The organism is Bacillus cereus group sp. MYBK79-1 (genome assembly GCF_051915365.1).
Classification (GTDB): Bacteria; Bacillota; Bacilli; order Bacillales; family Bacillaceae_G; genus Bacillus_A.
Genome location: NZ_JBQAEO010000022.1, coordinates 22,974 through 40,678 on the forward strand (window position 1 = coordinate 22,974; position 17,705 = coordinate 40,678).

The window sequence follows — 17,705 nt, forward strand, 5'->3', positions numbered from 1 at the left end:
TATAGACTTATTTTTCTTACACATTAGACTTTCCTTGTTCCCAAATTAACTCACCCGAATGAGAAATAAACTCCCCAACAGATTGTACTACTAAATCAGCAAGTGGTTCTAATGTTTGACGATCTCCCGTACCAGATAGTACTCCAATTGCATAGCAATCGCCGCCATTTCTCGCTAAATATAAATCAGTTGGTGTATCTCCAACGACCGCTACTTCACATGTTTCTAAATGAAATCTCTCACAAAAAGATTCTACAATTCTTCTATCTGGTTTTTGTGCCGGAAACGTATCTGAAGCTACAACATAATCAAAAAAGGACTCTAATTGATATTGTTTCAAAAACAATTCTGTCGGTGCAAAATCATCAGCTGTAACAACACCTAAAATAAACCCTCTATCCTTTAAACCTTGTAAAATTCTCGGTAAATCCGCCGTCATTTTCATATAGGAACGATGCTCATACATAAGAGAAAATAACTTTTCACTTACCCACTCATGCATCTCCTCTTCCTTAGATGATGTAATATACTTACAAAGCCCTTTTGCAACATCGAGGCTTGTTCCAGCAGCTATTGCACTACGAGGGTGAACAAACGCCCCATCCACACCGATTTCTTTTAATAAAGCCTGCTGCATTGACTGTGGGAGTTGATATAGTTTTATACATTCAGCGACAAATTCTTCAGCTACTTTTATCCAAATTGAATGAAAATCCATTAATGTCCCATCTTTATCAAATAATATTGCTTTTACCTTCTCCATAGCACACTACCTCTCGTTTCTTATCTCCTCCAGTGTATCAATAAAGTATGGATATAAAATAAACGAATTGTAAAAATACCATAAAAATCAAACTAACTTCCAATTTACAATTCCTCTATATAATAAAAAAGGATGCCTTTACAGGGCATCCTCTTGATGTTCAGGAACAAATAGTTCAAGACAATGATATATATTTTCGAATTCCATCGGTGCATCTCCACCGTATTCACCATCTAAATTAATCATTAGTTTATCTGGTGAATGTACTTTAATTCGATTTGCTTGTGTGTATAGCACTTTTGGATTGTTAATATGTTCACCACGCTGCGCTTGTGTTGCTGCTTTAATTAAGTCAGCGATAGAACCTTTTTTCAGCACTAATAAATCAAATAAGCCATCGTTAATTGATGCATATGGTGCTACCTTTTCAAAGCCGCCTACTGAACGAGTATTCGTAATTAAAAACATCGTAATTTCTTCTTGTAGTAACTTTCCATCATACTCGATTTCAACATATGTTGGATGTAATGATGGTAACATTTCGATTCCTTTTAAATAGTAAGCAAGTTGGCCTAATACCGTTTTTAACTTGCTTGGCACTTCATATGTTAATTCTGTAATACGGCCGCCACCAGCGATATTAATGAAATATGTATCATTCGCTCTACCAAGATCTAACGGAACTGTTTTCCCTTCACAAATAATATCCGCAGCCTCTTCAATAGCACGAGGTACACCGATCGCACGCGCAAAATCATTTGTCGTTCCAACTGGAATAATTCCAAACTTTGGACGATGTTCATGTCCTACTAAACCGTTCACCACTTCATTTAATGTACCATCACCACCAGCTGCGATAACAACATCAAACTTACGATCCGCAGCTTGCCTAGCTGCCACAGTCGCATCCCCAGGACCAGTTGTCGCATGACAAGACGCTTCATATCCAGCTTGTTCTAATTTTTGTAATACTTCCGGTAAGCTCTTCTTAAATAGCTCGCGCCCAGAAGTAGGATTATAAATAATTCTTGCTCGTTTCATCATTTATTAGCACAGGAAATTTCTTTATATATCAAAAAGAACATACCGAACTTCTATTCAGTATTCCTATGCCTACCTCCTCTCATCTTCCTATCCTTCTTTTATCCCGCTCAAACAGGCAGTAAGAACCCGATTCGTGTAGTCCATCAAAAGTAAATATTCATTTCAATGGTTTTGTTTTATTTGACAAAAAATTTATGTCTATCTATTTCCTCACAACAATTTACATATAACGAATAATAATTATCTATTATTTCATGAGATGAAAAAAACCTCTATGTCTAGATTTATCATTATTCCCACCTTTTTGCAACTATCATACCATAGTTGCTATACAAACATTTTTCCACTTTTGACAGTTAATCAAACGTTTGTTTAAACGATTTTGTCTCATTTAAACAAACGTTTGATTAACCTAGAAAAACACCCATGTACGGGTGTTTTTCTGCTTAATCTTTAAAAGTTACTACTATTTTATCGCTTATTAATCTCTTCAAGTAAGATTTTGTTAACAAGCGGCGGATTTGCTTGTCCTTTTGTAGCTTTCATAATTTGACCAACTAAGAAGCCAATTGCACGGTCTTTACCGTTTTTAAAGTCTTCGATAGATTGCTCATTATTATCAAGAATTTCTGTTACAACCTTACGAAGTGTACCTTCGTCAGAAATTTGAACAAGACCTTTTGCTTTAACGATTTCCTCTGGGTCTCCACCTTTTTCAATTAATTCGTTAAATACTTTCTTCGCAATTTTAGAAGAAATTGTACCTTTTTCAATTAATTGAACCATTTTAGATAAACCAGCAGGCGTTAATGCAACGTCTTTTAATTCTTTTTGTTGTTTGTTTAAGTATGCAAGCACTTCACCCATTAACCAGTTTGATGTTAATTTCGCATCAGCACCGTCTGCAACAGTTGCTTCAAAGAAATCAGACATTTCTTTCGTTAATGTTAATACGTGTGCATCATAAGCTGGTAAGCCGATTTCTGCAACGTAGCGAGCTTTACGTGCATCTGGAAGTTCGGGAATCGAAGCACGAATTTCTTCTTTCCACTCATCATCGATGTAAAGTTCAACTAAGTCTGGCTCTGGGAAGTAACGGTAATCGTCAGATCCCTCTTTCACACGCATTAAGATTGTTTTCTTCGTTGCTTCATCATAACGACGTGTTTCTTGTTGGATGATACCACCAGATAACAATTCTTTCTCTTGGCGCACTTGCTCGTGCTCAAGACCTTTTTGTACGTAAGTGAATGAGTTTAAATTTTTCAGCTCCGCTTTTGTACCGAACTTCTCTTGTCCAACAGGACGCAGGGAAATGTTCGCATCACAACGCAAGGAACCTTCTTCCATCTTACAATCAGATACGCCAGTGTATTGAATGATTGATTTTAACTTCTCTAAGTATGCATATGCTTCTTCTGGCGTACGCATATCTGGCTCAGATACGATCTCGATTAAAGGCATACCTTGACGGTTGTAGTCTACTAATGAACCATCAGCTGTATGCGTTGATTTACCAGCATCTTCTTCTAAATGAAGACGTGTAATACCGATACGTTTCTTTTTACCGTCTACTTCAATTTCAATCCAACCATTTTCACCAATTGGCTTATCGAATTGAGAAATTTGGTAAGCTTTCGGATTATCTGGGTAGAAATAGTTTTTACGGTCGAACTTCGTTTCCGTTGCGATTTCACAGTTTAATGCCATTGCAGCTTTCATTGCAAAGTTAACTGCTTCTTTATTTAAAGTAGGAAGTACCCCTGGGTATCCTAGGTCAATTACACTTGTTTGTGTATTTGGCTCCGCTCCGAATTCTGTTGGACTCGCAGAGAAAATTTTCGAATTTGTTTTTAACTCAACGTGAACCTCTAAACCAATAATTGTTTCTAAATTCATCTATGCTCGCCTCCTTACAGACTTGCTTTTTTTGTATGATAGTCTGTTGCTTGCTCAAACGCATGTGCAACGCGGTAAATTGTCGCTTCATCGAAGTGTTTACCAATGATTTGTAAACCAAGTGGCATGTTGTTAGCACCGAATCCACATGGAACAGAAATCGCTGGAACACCCGCTAAGTTTACTGGGATTGTTAAAATGTCGTTTGCATACATTGTCATTGGATCATCAACTTTTTCGCCCACTTTAAATGCCGGAGTTGGCGTTGTTGGTCCAATAATAACATCGTAGTTAGCAAATACATTTTCAAAGTCGTTTTTAATTAATGTACGTACTTGTTGTGCTTTCTTGTAGTATGCATCATAGTAACCAGAGCTAAGTGCAAATGTACCAAGCATAATACGGCGTTTTACTTCATCACCGAAACCTTCGCTACGTGTGTTTTTGTAAAGGTCTAATAAATTATTTACATTATCAGAACGAACACCGTAACGTACGCCATCAAAGCGTGACAGGTTAGCAGATGCTTCAGAAGAAGATAATAAGTAATACGTTGCTAGAGCGTATTTAGAGTGTGGAAGAGATACTTCCTCCCAAGTTGCGCCCATACCTTCTAATACTTTTAAAGCAGCTAGTACTGACTCACGAGCTTCTTCGCCAACACCTTCTCCTAAGTATTCTTTCGGTACAGCAATACGTAAACCTTTAACGTCGCCTGTTAAACCAGCTAAGTAGTTTCCTACTTCAACGTTTGCAGAAGTTGCATCCATACGGTCAATACCTGAAATAGCTTGTAATAAGTATGCATTATCTTCTACTGTACGTGTAATCGGTCCGATTTGGTCAAGTGAAGATGCGAATGCAACTAATCCGTAACGAGATACACGTCCGTATGTTGGTTTTAAACCTACAACACCGCAATATGCAGCTGGCTGACGGATAGAACCACCCGTATCAGAACCTAGAGAGAATAATACTTCTCCTGCTGCTACAGCTGCTGCAGAACCACCACTAGATCCGCCTGGAACGTAATCTAAGTTCCATGGATTTTTCGTAGCGTAGAAACCTGAGTTTTCATTTGAAGAACCCATTGCGAACTCGTCCATATTTAACTTACCGATTGTAACTGTGTCAGCAGCTTTTAGCTTTTGCACAACTGTTGCATCATAAATTGGATCAAAGTTTGCTAACATTTTGCTCGCACAAGTTGTACGAAGACCATTAGTTACAATGTTATCTTTTACACCAATTGGCATACCGAATAATAAACCATTATCTTCAGCACCAATTTTTGCGTCTAATTCTTTCGCTTTCGCGCGTGCGTTTTCTTCATCTAATGTAAGAAAAGCTTTTACGTTATCTTCAACATCCGCAATACGTTTGTAAGATTCTTCTACTAAATCCGTAACGGAAATTTCTTTGTTGTTTAATTTCTTATGTAACTCTGATACTGAATGATCAAATAATGACATCGAAATTCCCCTCCTCTATTCTAATACTGCTGGAACACGGATTTGATTATCTTTGTGATCCGGTGCATTTTTTAATACTTCTTCAACTGGTAAACCTTTTTCTGGTACATCTTCACGCATAACATTTTTCATAGTTAATACATGAGTTGTTGGTTTTACATCAGTTGTATCTAATTCATTTAACTGTTCTGCAAATGTAACAATTGCATCTAGTTGTTTTTGAAATTTTTCTGCTTCTTGATCAGTAATTGCAAGACGTGCTAAATGTGCTACGTGCTTTACATTCTCAACGGAAATTCTTGACACGGCTAGGCCACCTCCATAATATATCGTTCAATCTACAATACTATTGATGATACCAAATTTTCAGTACTTCAAGCAAGTCAACACACGGCACTTACGGCATTTTTACATAAAAAAAGAAAGGCAAATGCCTTTCTTTACAATTTAATCTTTATCTAGTGGTTCATTTTTTGGAAATCTCTCGTTATCCTCTTCATTATCACGAATTGTTTTTTGTAATACAAAACAAGACATCGTTAAAAATAATGTTCCTAATAAATAGTATCCTTTTACACTAAGCGTTGCATCTAACGTATAAATTCCAATTAGCATACCTGAAAGTGCGCAAACAAATGAAGTCCATGCTAAAAACGTGAACGCTTGCGTATTACGTCTTCTCATCGTTCTCCCCCTCATTAGCTGTACATCCATTATAGATAAGTATATTTACCATGATGGATTTTTATGTAAATTCTAGTTTTATATTTATAAATCTATCACAAAAGAATAGTATTTTAAAGTTTGTTTTCTGTCTAGTCTGAAAAAACAATTAAAATAATTGACATTTATTTCAATTCCACTTAAAAGAAAAGTTTTAAAAGTTGTTCGCCCTGTAGCTCAACCACTTCTTGGTGTCCCCCTTCCAACCGATGATATTATGGACGAATTAACAAGTACACTTGAACAGCTCGGAGAAATGAGAGATATTTTATCAAACCGAGACGTAACAAGTATCCGCATCGTTGTAAATCCCGAAAAAATGGTCATTAAAGAGGCTCAGCGTAGCTTTACTTATTTAAACTTATACGATTATAACGTAGATGCCATTATGATTAACCGCGTCATCCCTAACACTGTCACCGATCCTTATTTTCAAGCATGGAAAGATACGCAAAAGAAATATAAAACATTAATTCAAGATAGTTTTCAGCCCCTTCCTATTTATGAAGCTCCAATGTTTGAACAAGAGGTTGTCGGTTTATCTATGTTAGAACGTGTAGGAGACGCTTTATTTAAATCTGACTCTGCTCCTACAGAAGTGAAATTTAACGGCCGTACTCAATATGTAAAAAAAGATGGCGATGAGTATATTTTCGTTCTGTCCATTCCCTTCTCAAGCAAAAGCGAACTTTCATTAAATCAAAAAGGTGATGAACTTATTATTCGAGCTGGGTCTGTTAAGCGGAACATCACATTACCAAAAACGTTAACACACCTTTCTATTCAAGGAGCAAAATTTGAAGATGATGTACTAAACATTCGTTTTGGAGGTGTCGTGCATGCATGAGGAATTAATAAGGAAGGTAATTCGTACAAAAATAAAAGTCGGCATGAATATATTAGAAGAGTTACCTGCACCCATCCAGCAATCAGCTAAGCAAATACTAAATATTTTACAAGAGGAGCTAGCTACTTATCCAAAAGAACAAGGGCATCACGAGGATACTTTAAAAAATATCATAATTGAATAACTATCTCTGTATAGAGGGCCTTTGTAGGCTTTCTATCTCCATATTGGAGTGATCTAAGTTGTTGAAAAAACATTCCACTATTATGCTTTGGGTTATTCCCTTGTTATTTTTCATTCATAACCTAGAAGAATCTTTCCAAATGCCACAATATCTCGCTAATCAATTTTCAATTCATTTTATAACAAGCCAACAATTTTTCATTGCCATTTCCGCATTAACAATCTTTGTCTTACTTATCGTCTTTCTATATCAACTAAACTTCTTGTCTTCTATATACTGGGTTATTTTTATACAAGGGGCTATATTCTTCAACTCTGTTCAACATATTATTTTGTTTTTCATTTACCGTTCCTATAACCCTGGCGTAATATCGGCAGCTTTCATTTTCATCTTTTCGATTTTCTTTTTTTCATCCCAAAAACACTTAATTTATCAAAAGAAATTCGTAATTACACTCATTTTCAGCTTATTTTCTTATCCTATTATAATTTGGATTACCTTACTATTCGCTAACTACTTTCATTCATAAAAAAAGACCAGGAAAACTCCTGGTCCATCACTCTACTTAACAAACATTGGATTCTACGTTATACAGAATTGGAAGGTACAGAATTAGGGTTTTGTTTGTTAAGTAGATTATATGTTGAACGAACTAACAGCGGAGGGGTTCCTTCTGCTAGCTCGTTAAACTCAATCATTATTTTACGATTTTTTCAAGCTCCTCCAGTGAAAGATCTACTGAAATGGAACCATCATTTGTTTCTTTCTTAATTGCATCTGTTACTTCTTTTGAATGATATAGTTCAATTACTTTTTTCAGTGTTGGATCATCTTTATCTTTCGTACGAGCTGCGAAAATATTAATATATGGCTTCGCATTTTCATTCTTTGGATCTTCTAAGAAAATTGGATCCTTCGCTGGGTCTAATCCAGCTTGACCAGCAACACCGTTATTAATAACTGAGGCTGCAACATCTTTTAATACACGAGGTGTTTGCTGTGCGATAACCGGTGTAATTTTTAACTTCTTCGGATTTTCAGCAATACCGCTTGGATCTCCGAATAAGCCAAAGTCTTTCTTAAGCTTTACTAATCCAGCTGCATCAAGAAGTTTTAATGCACGCGCTTGGTTCGTTGGATCATTTGGAATTGCAATTTCTGAACCATCTGGGATTTCACTTGCTTTCTTATGTTTTTCAGAGTATAAGCCCATTGGTGCAATTTGCGTTGTACCAACAGCTGTAATATCTAACTTATGCTCTTTTTTAAATTGCTCTAAGAATGCAATGTGCTGGAATGAGTTTAATTCAATATCCCCATCAGCTAACGCTTTATTTGGCGTCGTGTAATCAGAGAACTCAATCAATTTAACTTTAATCCCTTCTTTTTCAGCTTTTCCCTTTACAATTTCCCAAGCGTTTCCATCCGTTCCAGTTACACCAATACGAACTGTTTTCTCTTTTGCCCCTGCATCTGAGCAGCCGCTTAACGCTGAAACTCCTACAATCGCTGATAATGCAAATGCTAAAATTTTCTTCATTTTCTTTTCCCCTCTTCCTTTTTATGATCTGCGTAAAAAGACTTTCGCAAAGTAGTTTCCTAAATTTTGAGCTACCTGTACGAGAATAATAAGTAAAACGACCGTTACGAACATAACTGATGTATCAAAACGTTGATAACCATATGTCATCGCTAAGTCACCAAGACCGCCACCACCGACAAGCCCAGCAACTGCAGAAAATTCAATTAGACCAACTGTCATAAATGTAACTCCTAAAATCAATGGCGCTAACGCTTCTGGCACAAGGATTTCAAAAACAATTCTAAATGGTGAAGCACCCATCGCTTGAGCTGCTTCAATGACTCCCTTTGGAACTGAAACAAGATTTGTTTCAACCATTCTAGCAATACCGATTGAGGCAACTAACGTCATTGGGAAAATTGCTGCTGCTGTTCCAATCGTCGTTCCAATAACGCTTCTTGTTAGTGGGCTTAACGCTACTAAGAAGATGATGAATGGAATCGGACGAATTGTATTAATAATGATATTAAGAATAGAAAATACCCATTTATTTTCTAAAAAGTTCCCTTTCCTCGTTACATACAATAGTAAACCTAGAGGTATACCAAGAATTGTAGCAAATATAAGGGTTACAATTACCATTAAGAGGGTATCCCCCGTCGCATCTACTATGCGGGGCCAAAATATACTCCAATCAACTCGCATGAGCTTCTACCTCCTTCAGCTGCACTTGTAGTCGTAGGTGTTGTAATGCTTTTTGAATTTCTTTCTGCTCACCTTGCAGTTCTACAAGTAGATTTCCAAATAGCACATTTTGAAGTTCAATAATATTTCCATACAGTACGTTTACATCGACGTTATAGTTTTTCGCGATATATGATAGCACTGGCTGTCCTGTCTCTTCACCAGTAAATGTTAAGCGATAAATCTGTCCACCATTTTGAATTTTCCCTAGAACACTTTCTGGTAAATGATCATTAATAATAGAACGTACAAAGTTTTGAGTTGTCTTTGTTTTTGGTTGTGTGAAAACGTCAAACAGTTTTCCTTCTTCAATAACCTTTCCTTTCTCCATTACAGCTACACGGTGACAAATTTCTTTCACAACATGCATTTCATGTGTAATAAGAAGAATTGTTACATTGTATTCTCGATTTACTTTCTTTAATAAGTTTAATATCTCTGTCGTTGTTTCTGGATCTAAAGCTGATGTTGCCTCATCACATATAAGAATATCTGGCGATGTTGCAAGTGCTCTTGCAATACCAACACGCTGCTTTTGTCCGCCTGATAGCTGCTCTGGATAATAGTTTGCTTTATCTTCTAACCCTACAAACTTCAGCAGTTCATTTACTCTTTCTTTTATCTCATTCTTTGGTACTTTCGCTAACTTTAATGGATAAGCAATATTCCCAAACACTGTTCTTGAATTAAATAAATTAAAACTTTGAAAAATCATTCCGATTCTTTGTCTTAGCTTCCGTAATTCTTTCGTCGATAGTAATGTAATATCTTTATCATCTATTGAAATCGTTCCCGCCGTCGGTCTCTCTAACATATTTACTAGGCGTAACAATGTACTCTTTCCAGCACCACTAAAACCGATAATGCCAAAAATTTCGCCCTTCTCAACGGATAATGTTACATCTTCCACCGCATGAACAGATTGCCCACCTGATTCATATACTTTACTTACGTTGTTAAAAGAAATCATTTTCTTCCCTCCTATATGCTGTAAAAACTTGAAGTAGAGCTTTCGAGGTAAAATAAAAAGTGCTCTCCTTCTTATCAACCATAAAGATAAGAAGGAGAGCACTTATATGTACTCGTTCACATCTTCTCATCTTCCAAGCCTTTATAGGCTTGCTGGAGTTAGCACGGTATTAAAAAACCCGTTGCTGAGGTATCGTAGGGCCAGTCCCTCCACCTCTCTGGATAAGAATGTATCGATTTAATTGTCGTTTAATTAATTCTCATTATAGAACTCAGAATAATAGGAGTCAATACATTTTTTAGAAAAATATTAATTATTTTTCTATTAAAATTTTCAAATAAAAAATCACATACAATAATAATTTTTAAAGTTATGTTAAATTCTCCTCCTTCATATTTTTTAAAAGGAGAATCCTCTCTATAAAGTGAAACTATAATCAGTGGGGGTTTTGTTCATCCCCCACTGATTATTAGCCTTCACCAATCGGACATTTACGGACAGTTGATCTCCCACCTAACTTCTTTGCTCCAGCCGAATTTTGAGGTGGGAGTTTTACTGCCCGTTAATGTCGGATAAATTGAATACCATTATTTGAATATGAAATCGGAGGAAGATAAATATATGAAAACAGCTCTTTTACTCGTTGATATTCAAAATGATTATTTTCCGCATGGAAAGATGGAATTGCGTAATCCGGTAGAGGCAAGTGACTATGCTAGCCAGCTACTACAACTCTTTAGAACGAAAAACGAACCTATTTTTCATATCCAACATGTAGCAATAAAAGATGACGCTACTTTTTTCCTACCCAATACTGAAGGTGTACATATTCATGAAAGCGTACGTCCACTTAGAGAAGAAACCGTTATACTCAAACATTATCCAAATAGTTTTCGGGAAACTGACCTTCTAGAACAATTACAACGTTTAGCTATTGAGCACGTCGTCATATGCGGGATGATGACTCATATGTGTATCGATGCTACCGTAAGGGCTGCTTTCGATTTCGGCTTTCAATGTACTGTTATACATGATGCTTGTGCTACAAAAGATCTTTCTTTTAAGAATGCTACTATACCAGCCGTTTATATTCATAACACAATTTTGGCTAGTTTAAATGGCGTATATGCAAATGTAATGAGTACAGCGGAGTTTGTAGCTACAAAAAAACACTCCCTTCAGTGAGCAAAACCGAAAGGAGTGTTTCTTGTCAAACCATAGATTTTCTTTCAAATTGTATTATACAGGAAATCCTTAAAATGAATACTAAAAAATGTGACTAATAAGTCAACTTTTCTCGTTGCTTTGTTTCTATTTACATGTTTATCCCGATTTTAATAGGGTTTAGCTAGTTCTAATTACCAAATAGTAATATATGGTAATTAGAACTAGTTTCTCCTATCAAAAACGTAACATATTATTTATCTGTTTGTTTTTGCTTCTTTTTCAAATACTCCGCACGCAAATTTTCAATTTGCTGCTTTTTATCAAATTTGACAGGCGTCTGTTTTTCATGAAACTTTGCCACAGCTACCTGACTTTTGTAATCCAATTGATATTTTCCCACTTTGTTCACCTACTTTTCTTGTCTTTAAAGAGAATCTATTCAACAAATATAATATACCTTATTTACTGAAGTAAACCTTATTAGTTTTTCTACGTATATCTATCTTAATCCACATATAGAAAGTTTTTCAAAAAAAAGAGATCTTCGCAGACTGCGAAGATCTCTTCTACTATTTCTTATAAAGTTTCAGAAGTAGTTTTTGCTTGCATGTGAAGCGCTAAGTAGTCAGGGCCACCAGCTTTAGAGTCTGTACCAGACATGTTAAAGCCACCGAATGGTTGGTAACCTACGATTGCACCAGTACATCCACGGTTGAAGTATAAGTTACCCACATGGAATTCTTCACGTGCTTTTTCAATATGGTCACGGTTGTTAGTAACAACAGCACCTGTTAAACCGTATTCTGTATTGTTTGCAATTGCAAGTGCATGATCAAAGTCTTTTGCTTTACAGAATGCTACTACTGGTCCGAAGATTTCTTCTTTCATTAAGCGAGCATCTTCTGCAACGTCAGCAACGATTGTTGGTTGGATGAACCAGCCTTTAGAATCGTCTCCTTCGCCACCTGCTAAGATTCTACCTTCTTCTTTACCAATTGCAACATAGCTCATTACTTTATCGAATGCAGCTTGGTCATTAACAGGACCCATATTTGTACCTAATACAGCTGGGTTAGCAACTGTTAATTCTTTCGTTAATTCAACAGCACGATTTAACACGTGATCGTATACATCTTCATGGATTACTGCACGAGAACATGCAGAACATTTTTGTCCTGAGAATCCGAATGCTGATGCAACGATAGATTTAGCTGCTAATTCAAGATCTGCTTCTTTATCAACAACGATTGTATCTTTACCACCCATTTCAGCAATAACGCGTTTTAACCAAATTTGGCCTGGGTTTACTTTGGCTGCACGCTCATAAATACGGATACCTACATCACGAGATCCAGTGAAGCTCACGAAACGTGTACGAGGATGATCTACTAAATAGTCACCAACTTCAGAACCATTACCTGGAACGAAGTTTACTACGCCAGCTGGTAAGCCAGCTTCTTCTAATACTTCCATGAATTTCGCTGCTACTACAGGAGTTGTACTAGCTGGTTTTAGTAATACTGTGTTACCAGAAACTAAAGCAGCTGTTGTCATACCTGCCATAATTGCGAATGGGAAGTTCCAAGGAGAAATGATAACACCTACTCCTAATGGAATGTAAGAGAAACGATTATATTCAATTGGACGGCTTTCTACTGGAATTCCGTCTTTTAATTTTAACATTTGACGACCATAATATTCCATAAAGTCGATTGCTTCTGCTGTATCAGCATCTGCCTCATTCCATGGTTTACCTGCTTCTTTTACAAGAATAGCAGAGAATTCATGTTTTCTGCGACGAACGATTGCTGCAGCGCGGAATAAAATGTCTGCACGCATTTCTGGCTTTGATTTTCTCCAAGTTTGGAATGTTTCATCCGCTACTTGCATTGCTTTTTCAGCTAACTCACGGCTTGCTTTTGAAACGCGACCAACAAGTTCCTCTTTATTTGCAGGGTTTACAGAAACAATTTTGTCTTCTGTAGTGATTTTTTCTCCCCCAATAATTAATGGATAGTCTTGTCCAAGATAAGATTCTACTTTCTTTAAACCTTCTTCAAACGCTAATTTGTTAGCCTCCACTGAAAAATCTGTAAATGGCTCATGTTTGTATGCTACTACCATCTTTTTAGCCTCCCCTTAGAAAAACGTTTACATTTTACAACATTATTCTACACGATAATTTAGATTTATTCAAATATTCCTAGACTTATATTTTAAAAATTAATTAATTTTTAAAATATAATAAAAAAATAGAGTTATACATACGTATAACTCTACAAAATATGAGTATATTCCAAAATGTTTTTTCCGATTAATAAAATAGTTACTAACAAAAATAAAGTTCTTACATATCCAACGCCTTTTTGAACTGCAAACTTCGATCCAAAATAAGCGCCAAAAATCATCGACAATCCCATAATAATACCGTATTCAAAATGAATTACGTCTAAAAATAAAAAAGTAATTAAAGATACGATATTACTAACAAAGTTCAAAAGTTTTCCAGATGCTGCCGCTTGAATAAAATCCAAACCAATTAATAAAAATGCAAAAATTAAAAAGGATCCTGTCCCTGGTCCAAAAAATCCATCGTAAAACCCTATCATTAAAATAACAAAGAAAAATATTAATGTTTTTCTTTTCGTCATCTTCTTATAGGTAGATACACTTCCCCAATCCTTTTTCGCAATAATATAAATGGCAATAAGCACCAACATCACAAGTACTAACGGACGTAAAATATCCGGCGGAATAAACTTTACTACTAAAGCACCTGCCACTGCTCCTATAACAGTTAACGGGATTAACTTTCCTACAATTTTAAAATCGACCTTTCCTGATCGAATAAAATAAATTGCACTCGTAAAAGTCCCCATCGTTGCGGCTAATTTATTCGTTGCAATTGCCGAAGCTGGTGGTAAACCAACAAACATAAGTGCCGGAAGCGAAATTAATCCTCCACCGCCAACAACTGAATCAATAAAAGCTGCTAAAAAGCCGAATGCAATTAATAAAATAATGACTTGAAAACTTAATTCGTCCATGCGCTTTACCCCTTACCCCCATTATTTATAACATTTTAAATTATAACAAAATTCCTCAAGAAAAAAAGCCGTTCCACAAAGGAACGGCCCTTCTATTTAATCTAAAATTTTCACAAACGGTTCATCTTGCTTCGCTTCACGTATAATAATCGCTTCTGGACGTTCTACAGATTTAATCGTTACTTGTACTTTCATATAATTCGGGAAGTATTCCATAACAAGCCCGGCTACATATTGTGTAAAACCAATTATTTCCGCTTTCCCATTAAACTGGACAGGAATATCAAGCTTTACTTCTCTTAATTCATCGTCTCTATACATACCAGTACCGATAACAGCTGTATAGTCGCCTTGGAAATAATCGCTTAGTTTTGCTTTAAAGTTCGATACTCTCGCAAGGTCTTCACGTTTATTATCTGTTTTCGCTTGTTCAGATGGGAACAAATAATATTTCTCATTAATTTGTTTCCAATCCTCAACCGTTTCACTGCCTTTTTCAACATTCGCATAAGAAACAAAGTTACCTGGCACGAGTGAAGCCTTTGGAGCCTGACGATAAATTGCAAATGTTATCGGAACATTTTTTGTGTCAGGTTTTTTTTCATGCATAAATTTCAAGACTTCTTGCGCCATTTTTTTCCCTTCAGCTAACATTTTTTCTTGCTCGATTTTAGCCTCACGCGGATAACCATTCTCTTGCTCGTAATAATGAACCGAATTCATTGCTAAACCAACTACAATGCCTTGGAGTTCATCTGTTTCGCCTTTTTTCACATAATAATCATGCTCTAAAATATTTGAAATATATATTGGATTTTTTTTGTTTTTTGCCTCTAATGATTCAGATCCTCCACCTAACGCTGGGTTTAACCCAATGTTTGGAAATTTAACGGCATCTTTTTTTAATTTGTCCTCTAGTTCCTTTTGTTCAGCATCTGTACGCTTTCTTTTAACAAGCATCTGCAAATTTTGAGCATCTAGAGCACTTCCACCTTTAAAGAAATGATCTTTCGTACTAAAGGATTCTTTTGCAATACGCATTAATCCTGTTTCAAATTCATCTATATCAAGGCGATTACTTACGCCTTGTACAACTAAACCGCGTGCTGCGCCTGCTTCAAATGGAATAGTCGCCTTATAATATTCATCCGAAATAGCATACTTCGGAACTATTGCTTGCTCTTTTGCTTTCCCCGATTTCTCAACCACTTTTTCATCTTTATCGGCACCTGCACTACACCCACTTACGAGTAGGCCAAGGCTTAATACCGCTAATGCTATTTTTTTCATGGTAAGTTTGCACCTCTTACTTATTTAGCTCTTGTAAGAACCTCTCTTCATTCCAAACCTCAACATTATGCTTCTCCGCTTGTGCTAATTTCGAACCTGCCGCTTCACCTGCAACAACTAAATCCGTACTTTTACTAACACTGCCTGTTACTTTTCCACCTAATGCCTCAATCTTCTTCTTCGCTTCACTACGTCCCATCACTTCTAATTTCCCTGTTAAAACGACAGTTTTTCCTGCGAAGTACGACTCAACATTTTGTAAATCAGCAATTTTTATACCTTTGTATGCCATATTCACGCCATACTCTTTAAATTGTTGTAATAACTCTAATACGTCCTCATTATCAAAATACGTCACGACAGATTGAGCCATTTTTTCCCCAATCTCGTTAATTGCTTTTAGTTCTTCTTCCGTTGCTTTCACAAGCGCATCCATCGTTTCAAAATGCTCTGCAAATGTGCGCGCTGCTTTCGCTCCGACATGGCGAATACCAAGACCGAATAATAATCGCTCTAATGAGTTGTCTTTAGAATTCTCAATTGCTTGTACTAAATTCGTTGCTGATTTTTCACCGAATCGTTCTAGCTGCAATAATTGCTCTTTCGTCAACGAATATAAATCAGCAAATGTACGAATATAATCAGCATCAAAGAGTTGTGTAATGACACGCTCTCCAAGTCCATCAATATTCATTGCATTTCTTGAAACGAAATGGATTAACCCTTCTCGGATTTGAGCTGGACAAGTTGGATTTATACAACGAAGTGCGACCTCTTCTTCTAAACGAACTAGTTCACTCTCACAGGCTGGGCAATGCGTTGGCATATGATATTCTTCTTCCTCACCAGTACGCTTATCGAAAATAACGTTCACAACTTCAGGGATAATATCTCCGGCCTTCTTTACAACTACGTAGTCACCAATTCGAATGTCTTTTTCACGAATTAAATCTTCGTTATGTAAAGAAGCACGACGAACGATAGTACCAGCCACTCGCACTGGCTCTAACTCTGCAGTCGGTGTTACAACCCCTGTGCGGCCAACACTTAATTCAATACCTGTTAATCTTGTTACAACTTCTTCAGCCGGGAATTTATAAGCAATTGCCCATCTTGGACTCTTTGCTGTAGTTCCTAGACTTTCTTGAAGAGCAACATCATCTACTTTTATAACGATTCCATCAATCTCATAATCAAGATGCGGACGTTTTTCTTGCCATTCTTCTACATAAGCGATAACTTCTTCGATTGTTTCACATGTACGACGATTTGGATTTGTTTTGAACCCAAGTTCACCTAAGAAATCAAGCGATTCACTATGTGATGGAATTGTTTTTTCTTCTACATTCGCAAGACCGTACACAAACATAGATAAGTTACGCTTCGCTGCAATTTTCGGATCAAGTTGGCGTATTGAACCTGCTGCCGCATTACGCGGATTCGCAAATACATCTTCACCATTTTGCTCTTTTTCTTCATTTAACTTAACGAATGAACGCTTCGGCATATAAGCTTCGCCTCGAGCTTCTAACGTTACTTCTTCATTTAAACGAAGCGGGATCGCTTTAATCGTTTTTAAATTTTGGGTAATATCTTCACCTGTTACACCATCACCACGTGTTGCCCCTTGAATGAAGCGTCCTTTTTCATAATGAAGTGAAACGGCAAGTCCGTCAATTTTTAATTCGCATATATATCTTACATTCGCATCATCAATTCCTTGACGTACTCTTCGGTCAAAATCACGTAAATCACCTTCGTTAAACGCATTTCCTAAACTTAACATTGGTGACTTATGTGTTACTTTTTCAAATATATCAAGAACAGTTCCCCCAACGCGAATGGAGGGAGAGTCTTCACTCATAAACTCTGGATTCTCTGCTTCTAATTTTATAAGCTCCTGCATATTACGGTCATACTCCGCATCAGAAACAGAAGGATTGTCTAATACGTGATACTGATAGTTAAATGTATTTAACAAATCACGCAGTTCTTCTATACGTTGTTTTGCTATCTCTTTTGACATATCCTCA

The 17,705-nt window shown here is 36.5% G+C and carries 17 protein-coding genes, 1 pseudogene and 1 riboswitch; of the genes and pseudogenes, 4 read left to right on the forward strand and 14 right to left on the reverse strand.

The genetic code is table 11. The features are described 5' to 3' along the window. Nucleotides 1-16: 16 nt before the first annotated feature. The 6 genes from ACTFOB_RS23740 to ACTFOB_RS23765 form a co-directional block, all read right to left on the reverse strand. Complete coding sequence (locus ACTFOB_RS23740; protein ID WP_440029704.1) at nucleotides 17-763, reverse strand: HAD family hydrolase; 747 nt, start codon at nucleotides 761-763, stop codon at nucleotides 17-19. A 138-nt stretch (nucleotides 764-901) separates the two neighbouring features. Then, nucleotides 902-1,807, reverse strand: coding sequence for a diacylglycerol kinase (locus ACTFOB_RS23745; protein ID WP_000977668.1), 906 nt, complete (start codon nucleotides 1,805-1,807; stop codon nucleotides 902-904). A gap of 471 nt (nucleotides 1,808-2,278) precedes the next feature. Beyond that, nucleotides 2,279-3,706 carry an Asp-tRNA(Asn)/Glu-tRNA(Gln) amidotransferase subunit GatB gene (gatB, locus tag ACTFOB_RS23750; RefSeq protein ID WP_046958896.1) on the reverse strand — a complete coding sequence of 476 codons (1,428 nt, stop codon included), beginning with the start codon at nucleotides 3,704-3,706 and terminating at the stop codon, nucleotides 2,279-2,281. A 14-nt stretch (nucleotides 3,707-3,720) separates the two neighbouring features. Next, complete coding sequence (gatA, locus tag ACTFOB_RS23755) at nucleotides 3,721-5,178, reverse strand: Asp-tRNA(Asn)/Glu-tRNA(Gln) amidotransferase subunit GatA (protein WP_000051449.1); 1,458 nt, start codon at nucleotides 5,176-5,178, stop codon at nucleotides 3,721-3,723. Between the two features lie 15 nt (nucleotides 5,179-5,193). Then, entirely contained in the window at nucleotides 5,194-5,484 is a 291-nt protein-coding gene (gatC, locus tag ACTFOB_RS23760) for an Asp-tRNA(Asn)/Glu-tRNA(Gln) amidotransferase subunit GatC (RefSeq protein WP_000086999.1), read from the reverse strand. A gap of 141 nt (nucleotides 5,485-5,625) precedes the next feature. Continuing rightward, nucleotides 5,626-5,862: a YiaA/YiaB family inner membrane protein gene (locus ACTFOB_RS23765; protein WP_076541991.1), complete on the reverse strand. Its 237-nt coding sequence runs from the start codon at nucleotides 5,860-5,862 to the stop codon at nucleotides 5,626-5,628. 175 nt (nucleotides 5,863-6,037) lie between these two features. Between ACTFOB_RS23765 and ACTFOB_RS23770 the strand changes: the two are divergent. From ACTFOB_RS23770 to ACTFOB_RS23780, 3 genes and pseudogenes are all read left to right on the forward strand, one after another. Then, nucleotides 6,038-6,748: pseudogene (locus ACTFOB_RS23770) on the forward strand (ArsA family ATPase); the annotation flags it as partial. Beyond that, entirely contained in the window at nucleotides 6,741-6,932 is a 192-nt protein-coding gene (locus tag ACTFOB_RS23775; RefSeq protein ID WP_440029708.1) for a DUF3926 domain-containing protein, read from the forward strand. The pseudogene ACTFOB_RS23770 and the gene ACTFOB_RS23775, both read left to right, overlap by 8 nt. 58 nt (nucleotides 6,933-6,990) lie before the next feature. Then, nucleotides 6,991-7,461, forward strand: a complete 471-nt coding sequence (locus ACTFOB_RS23780; RefSeq protein WP_192797627.1) for an HXXEE domain-containing protein — start codon at nucleotides 6,991-6,993, stop codon at nucleotides 7,459-7,461. 168 nt (nucleotides 7,462-7,629) lie between these two features. Here the strand turns inward: ACTFOB_RS23780 and ACTFOB_RS23785 are convergent, their stop codons facing one another. The 3 genes from ACTFOB_RS23785 to ACTFOB_RS23795 are packed head-to-tail and all read right to left on the reverse strand — an operon-like array spanning nucleotide 7,630 to nucleotide 10,168. Next, nucleotides 7,630-8,472 (reverse strand): MetQ/NlpA family ABC transporter substrate-binding protein, encoded by an 843-nt coding sequence (locus tag ACTFOB_RS23785; protein WP_440029710.1) that lies wholly within the window; start codon nucleotides 8,470-8,472, stop codon nucleotides 7,630-7,632. Nucleotides 8,473-8,493: 21 nt separating this feature from the next. Further along, complete coding sequence (locus ACTFOB_RS23790; RefSeq protein ID WP_440029712.1) at nucleotides 8,494-9,159, reverse strand: methionine ABC transporter permease; 666 nt, start codon at nucleotides 9,157-9,159, stop codon at nucleotides 8,494-8,496. Further along, complete coding sequence (locus ACTFOB_RS23795; protein WP_048542050.1) at nucleotides 9,149-10,168, reverse strand: methionine ABC transporter ATP-binding protein; 1,020 nt, start codon at nucleotides 10,166-10,168, stop codon at nucleotides 9,149-9,151. The genes ACTFOB_RS23790 and ACTFOB_RS23795 overlap by 11 nt, the downstream gene beginning before the upstream one ends. Nucleotides 10,169-10,291: 123 nt before the next feature. Then, a riboswitch (SAM riboswitch) is annotated at nucleotides 10,292-10,396 on the reverse strand. A 393-nt stretch (nucleotides 10,397-10,789) separates the two neighbouring features. Here ACTFOB_RS23795 and ACTFOB_RS23800 point away from each other — a divergent pair. Then, nucleotides 10,790-11,353, forward strand: a complete 564-nt coding sequence (locus ACTFOB_RS23800) for a cysteine hydrolase family protein (protein ID WP_429606192.1) — start codon at nucleotides 10,790-10,792, stop codon at nucleotides 11,351-11,353. A gap of 232 nt (nucleotides 11,354-11,585) precedes the next feature. On the opposite strand, the gene ACTFOB_RS23805 is transcribed toward ACTFOB_RS23800, so the two are convergent. The 5 genes from ACTFOB_RS23805 to ligA form a co-directional block, all read right to left on the reverse strand. Beyond that, nucleotides 11,586-11,735, reverse strand: coding sequence for a hypothetical protein (locus ACTFOB_RS23805; RefSeq protein WP_192797626.1), 150 nt, complete (start codon nucleotides 11,733-11,735; stop codon nucleotides 11,586-11,588). A gap of 176 nt (nucleotides 11,736-11,911) precedes the next feature. Further along, nucleotides 11,912-13,459, reverse strand: a complete 1,548-nt coding sequence (gene pruA, locus ACTFOB_RS23810; protein WP_000259556.1) for an L-glutamate gamma-semialdehyde dehydrogenase — start codon at nucleotides 13,457-13,459, stop codon at nucleotides 11,912-11,914. 152 nt (nucleotides 13,460-13,611) lie between these two features. Continuing rightward, nucleotides 13,612-14,382 (reverse strand): TSUP family transporter, encoded by a 771-nt coding sequence (locus tag ACTFOB_RS23815; protein ID WP_440029716.1) that lies wholly within the window; start codon nucleotides 14,380-14,382, stop codon nucleotides 13,612-13,614. Between the two features lie 96 nt (nucleotides 14,383-14,478). Then, a complete protein-coding gene (locus tag ACTFOB_RS23820) occupies nucleotides 14,479-15,672 on the reverse strand; it encodes a CamS family sex pheromone protein (RefSeq protein WP_440029718.1) in 1,194 nt (397 codons plus the stop codon). Between the two features lie 16 nt (nucleotides 15,673-15,688). Beyond that, nucleotides 15,689-17,698 carry an NAD-dependent DNA ligase LigA gene (ligA, locus tag ACTFOB_RS23825; protein WP_098538355.1) on the reverse strand — a complete coding sequence of 670 codons (2,010 nt, stop codon included), beginning with the start codon at nucleotides 17,696-17,698 and terminating at the stop codon, nucleotides 15,689-15,691. Nucleotides 17,699-17,705: the final 7 nt, after the last annotated feature.

What these genes read in the sequence shown, in the direction of transcription:
- ACTFOB_RS23740 (WP_440029704.1), bottom strand. Translation starts at nt 763, where the DNA reads ATGGAGAAGGTAAAAGCAATATTATTTGATAAAGATGGGACATTAATG.
- ACTFOB_RS23745 (WP_000977668.1), bottom strand. Translation starts at nt 1,807, where the DNA reads ATGATGAAACGAGCAAGAATTATTTATAATCCTACTTCTGGGCGCGAG.
- gatB (WP_046958896.1), bottom strand. Translation starts at nt 3,706, where the DNA reads ATGAATTTAGAAACAATTATTGGTTTAGAGGTTCACGTTGAGTTAAAA.
- gatA (WP_000051449.1), bottom strand. Translation starts at nt 5,178, where the DNA reads ATGTCATTATTTGATCATTCAGTATCAGAGTTACATAAGAAATTAAAC.
- ACTFOB_RS23765 (WP_076541991.1), bottom strand. Translation starts at nt 5,862, where the DNA reads ATGAGAAGACGTAATACGCAAGCGTTCACGTTTTTAGCATGGACTTCA.
- ACTFOB_RS23775 (WP_440029708.1), top strand. Translation starts at nt 6,741, where the DNA reads ATGCATGAGGAATTAATAAGGAAGGTAATTCGTACAAAAATAAAAGTC.
- ACTFOB_RS23785 (WP_440029710.1), bottom strand. Translation starts at nt 8,472, where the DNA reads ATGAAGAAAATTTTAGCATTTGCATTATCAGCGATTGTAGGAGTTTCA.
- ACTFOB_RS23790 (WP_440029712.1), bottom strand. Translation starts at nt 9,159, where the DNA reads ATGCGAGTTGATTGGAGTATATTTTGGCCCCGCATAGTAGATGCGACG.
- ACTFOB_RS23795 (WP_048542050.1), bottom strand. Translation starts at nt 10,168, where the DNA reads ATGATTTCTTTTAACAACGTAAGTAAAGTATATGAATCAGGTGGGCAA.
- ACTFOB_RS23800 (WP_429606192.1), top strand. Translation starts at nt 10,790, where the DNA reads ATGAAAACAGCTCTTTTACTCGTTGATATTCAAAATGATTATTTTCCG.
- pruA (WP_000259556.1), bottom strand. Translation starts at nt 13,459, where the DNA reads ATGGTAGTAGCATACAAACATGAGCCATTTACAGATTTTTCAGTGGAG.
- ACTFOB_RS23815 (WP_440029716.1), bottom strand. Translation starts at nt 14,382, where the DNA reads ATGGACGAATTAAGTTTTCAAGTCATTATTTTATTAATTGCATTCGGC.
- ACTFOB_RS23820 (WP_440029718.1), bottom strand. Translation starts at nt 15,672, where the DNA reads ATGAAAAAAATAGCATTAGCGGTATTAAGCCTTGGCCTACTCGTAAGT.
- ligA (WP_098538355.1), bottom strand. Translation starts at nt 17,698, where the DNA reads ATGTCAAAAGAGATAGCAAAACAACGTATAGAAGAACTGCGTGATTTG.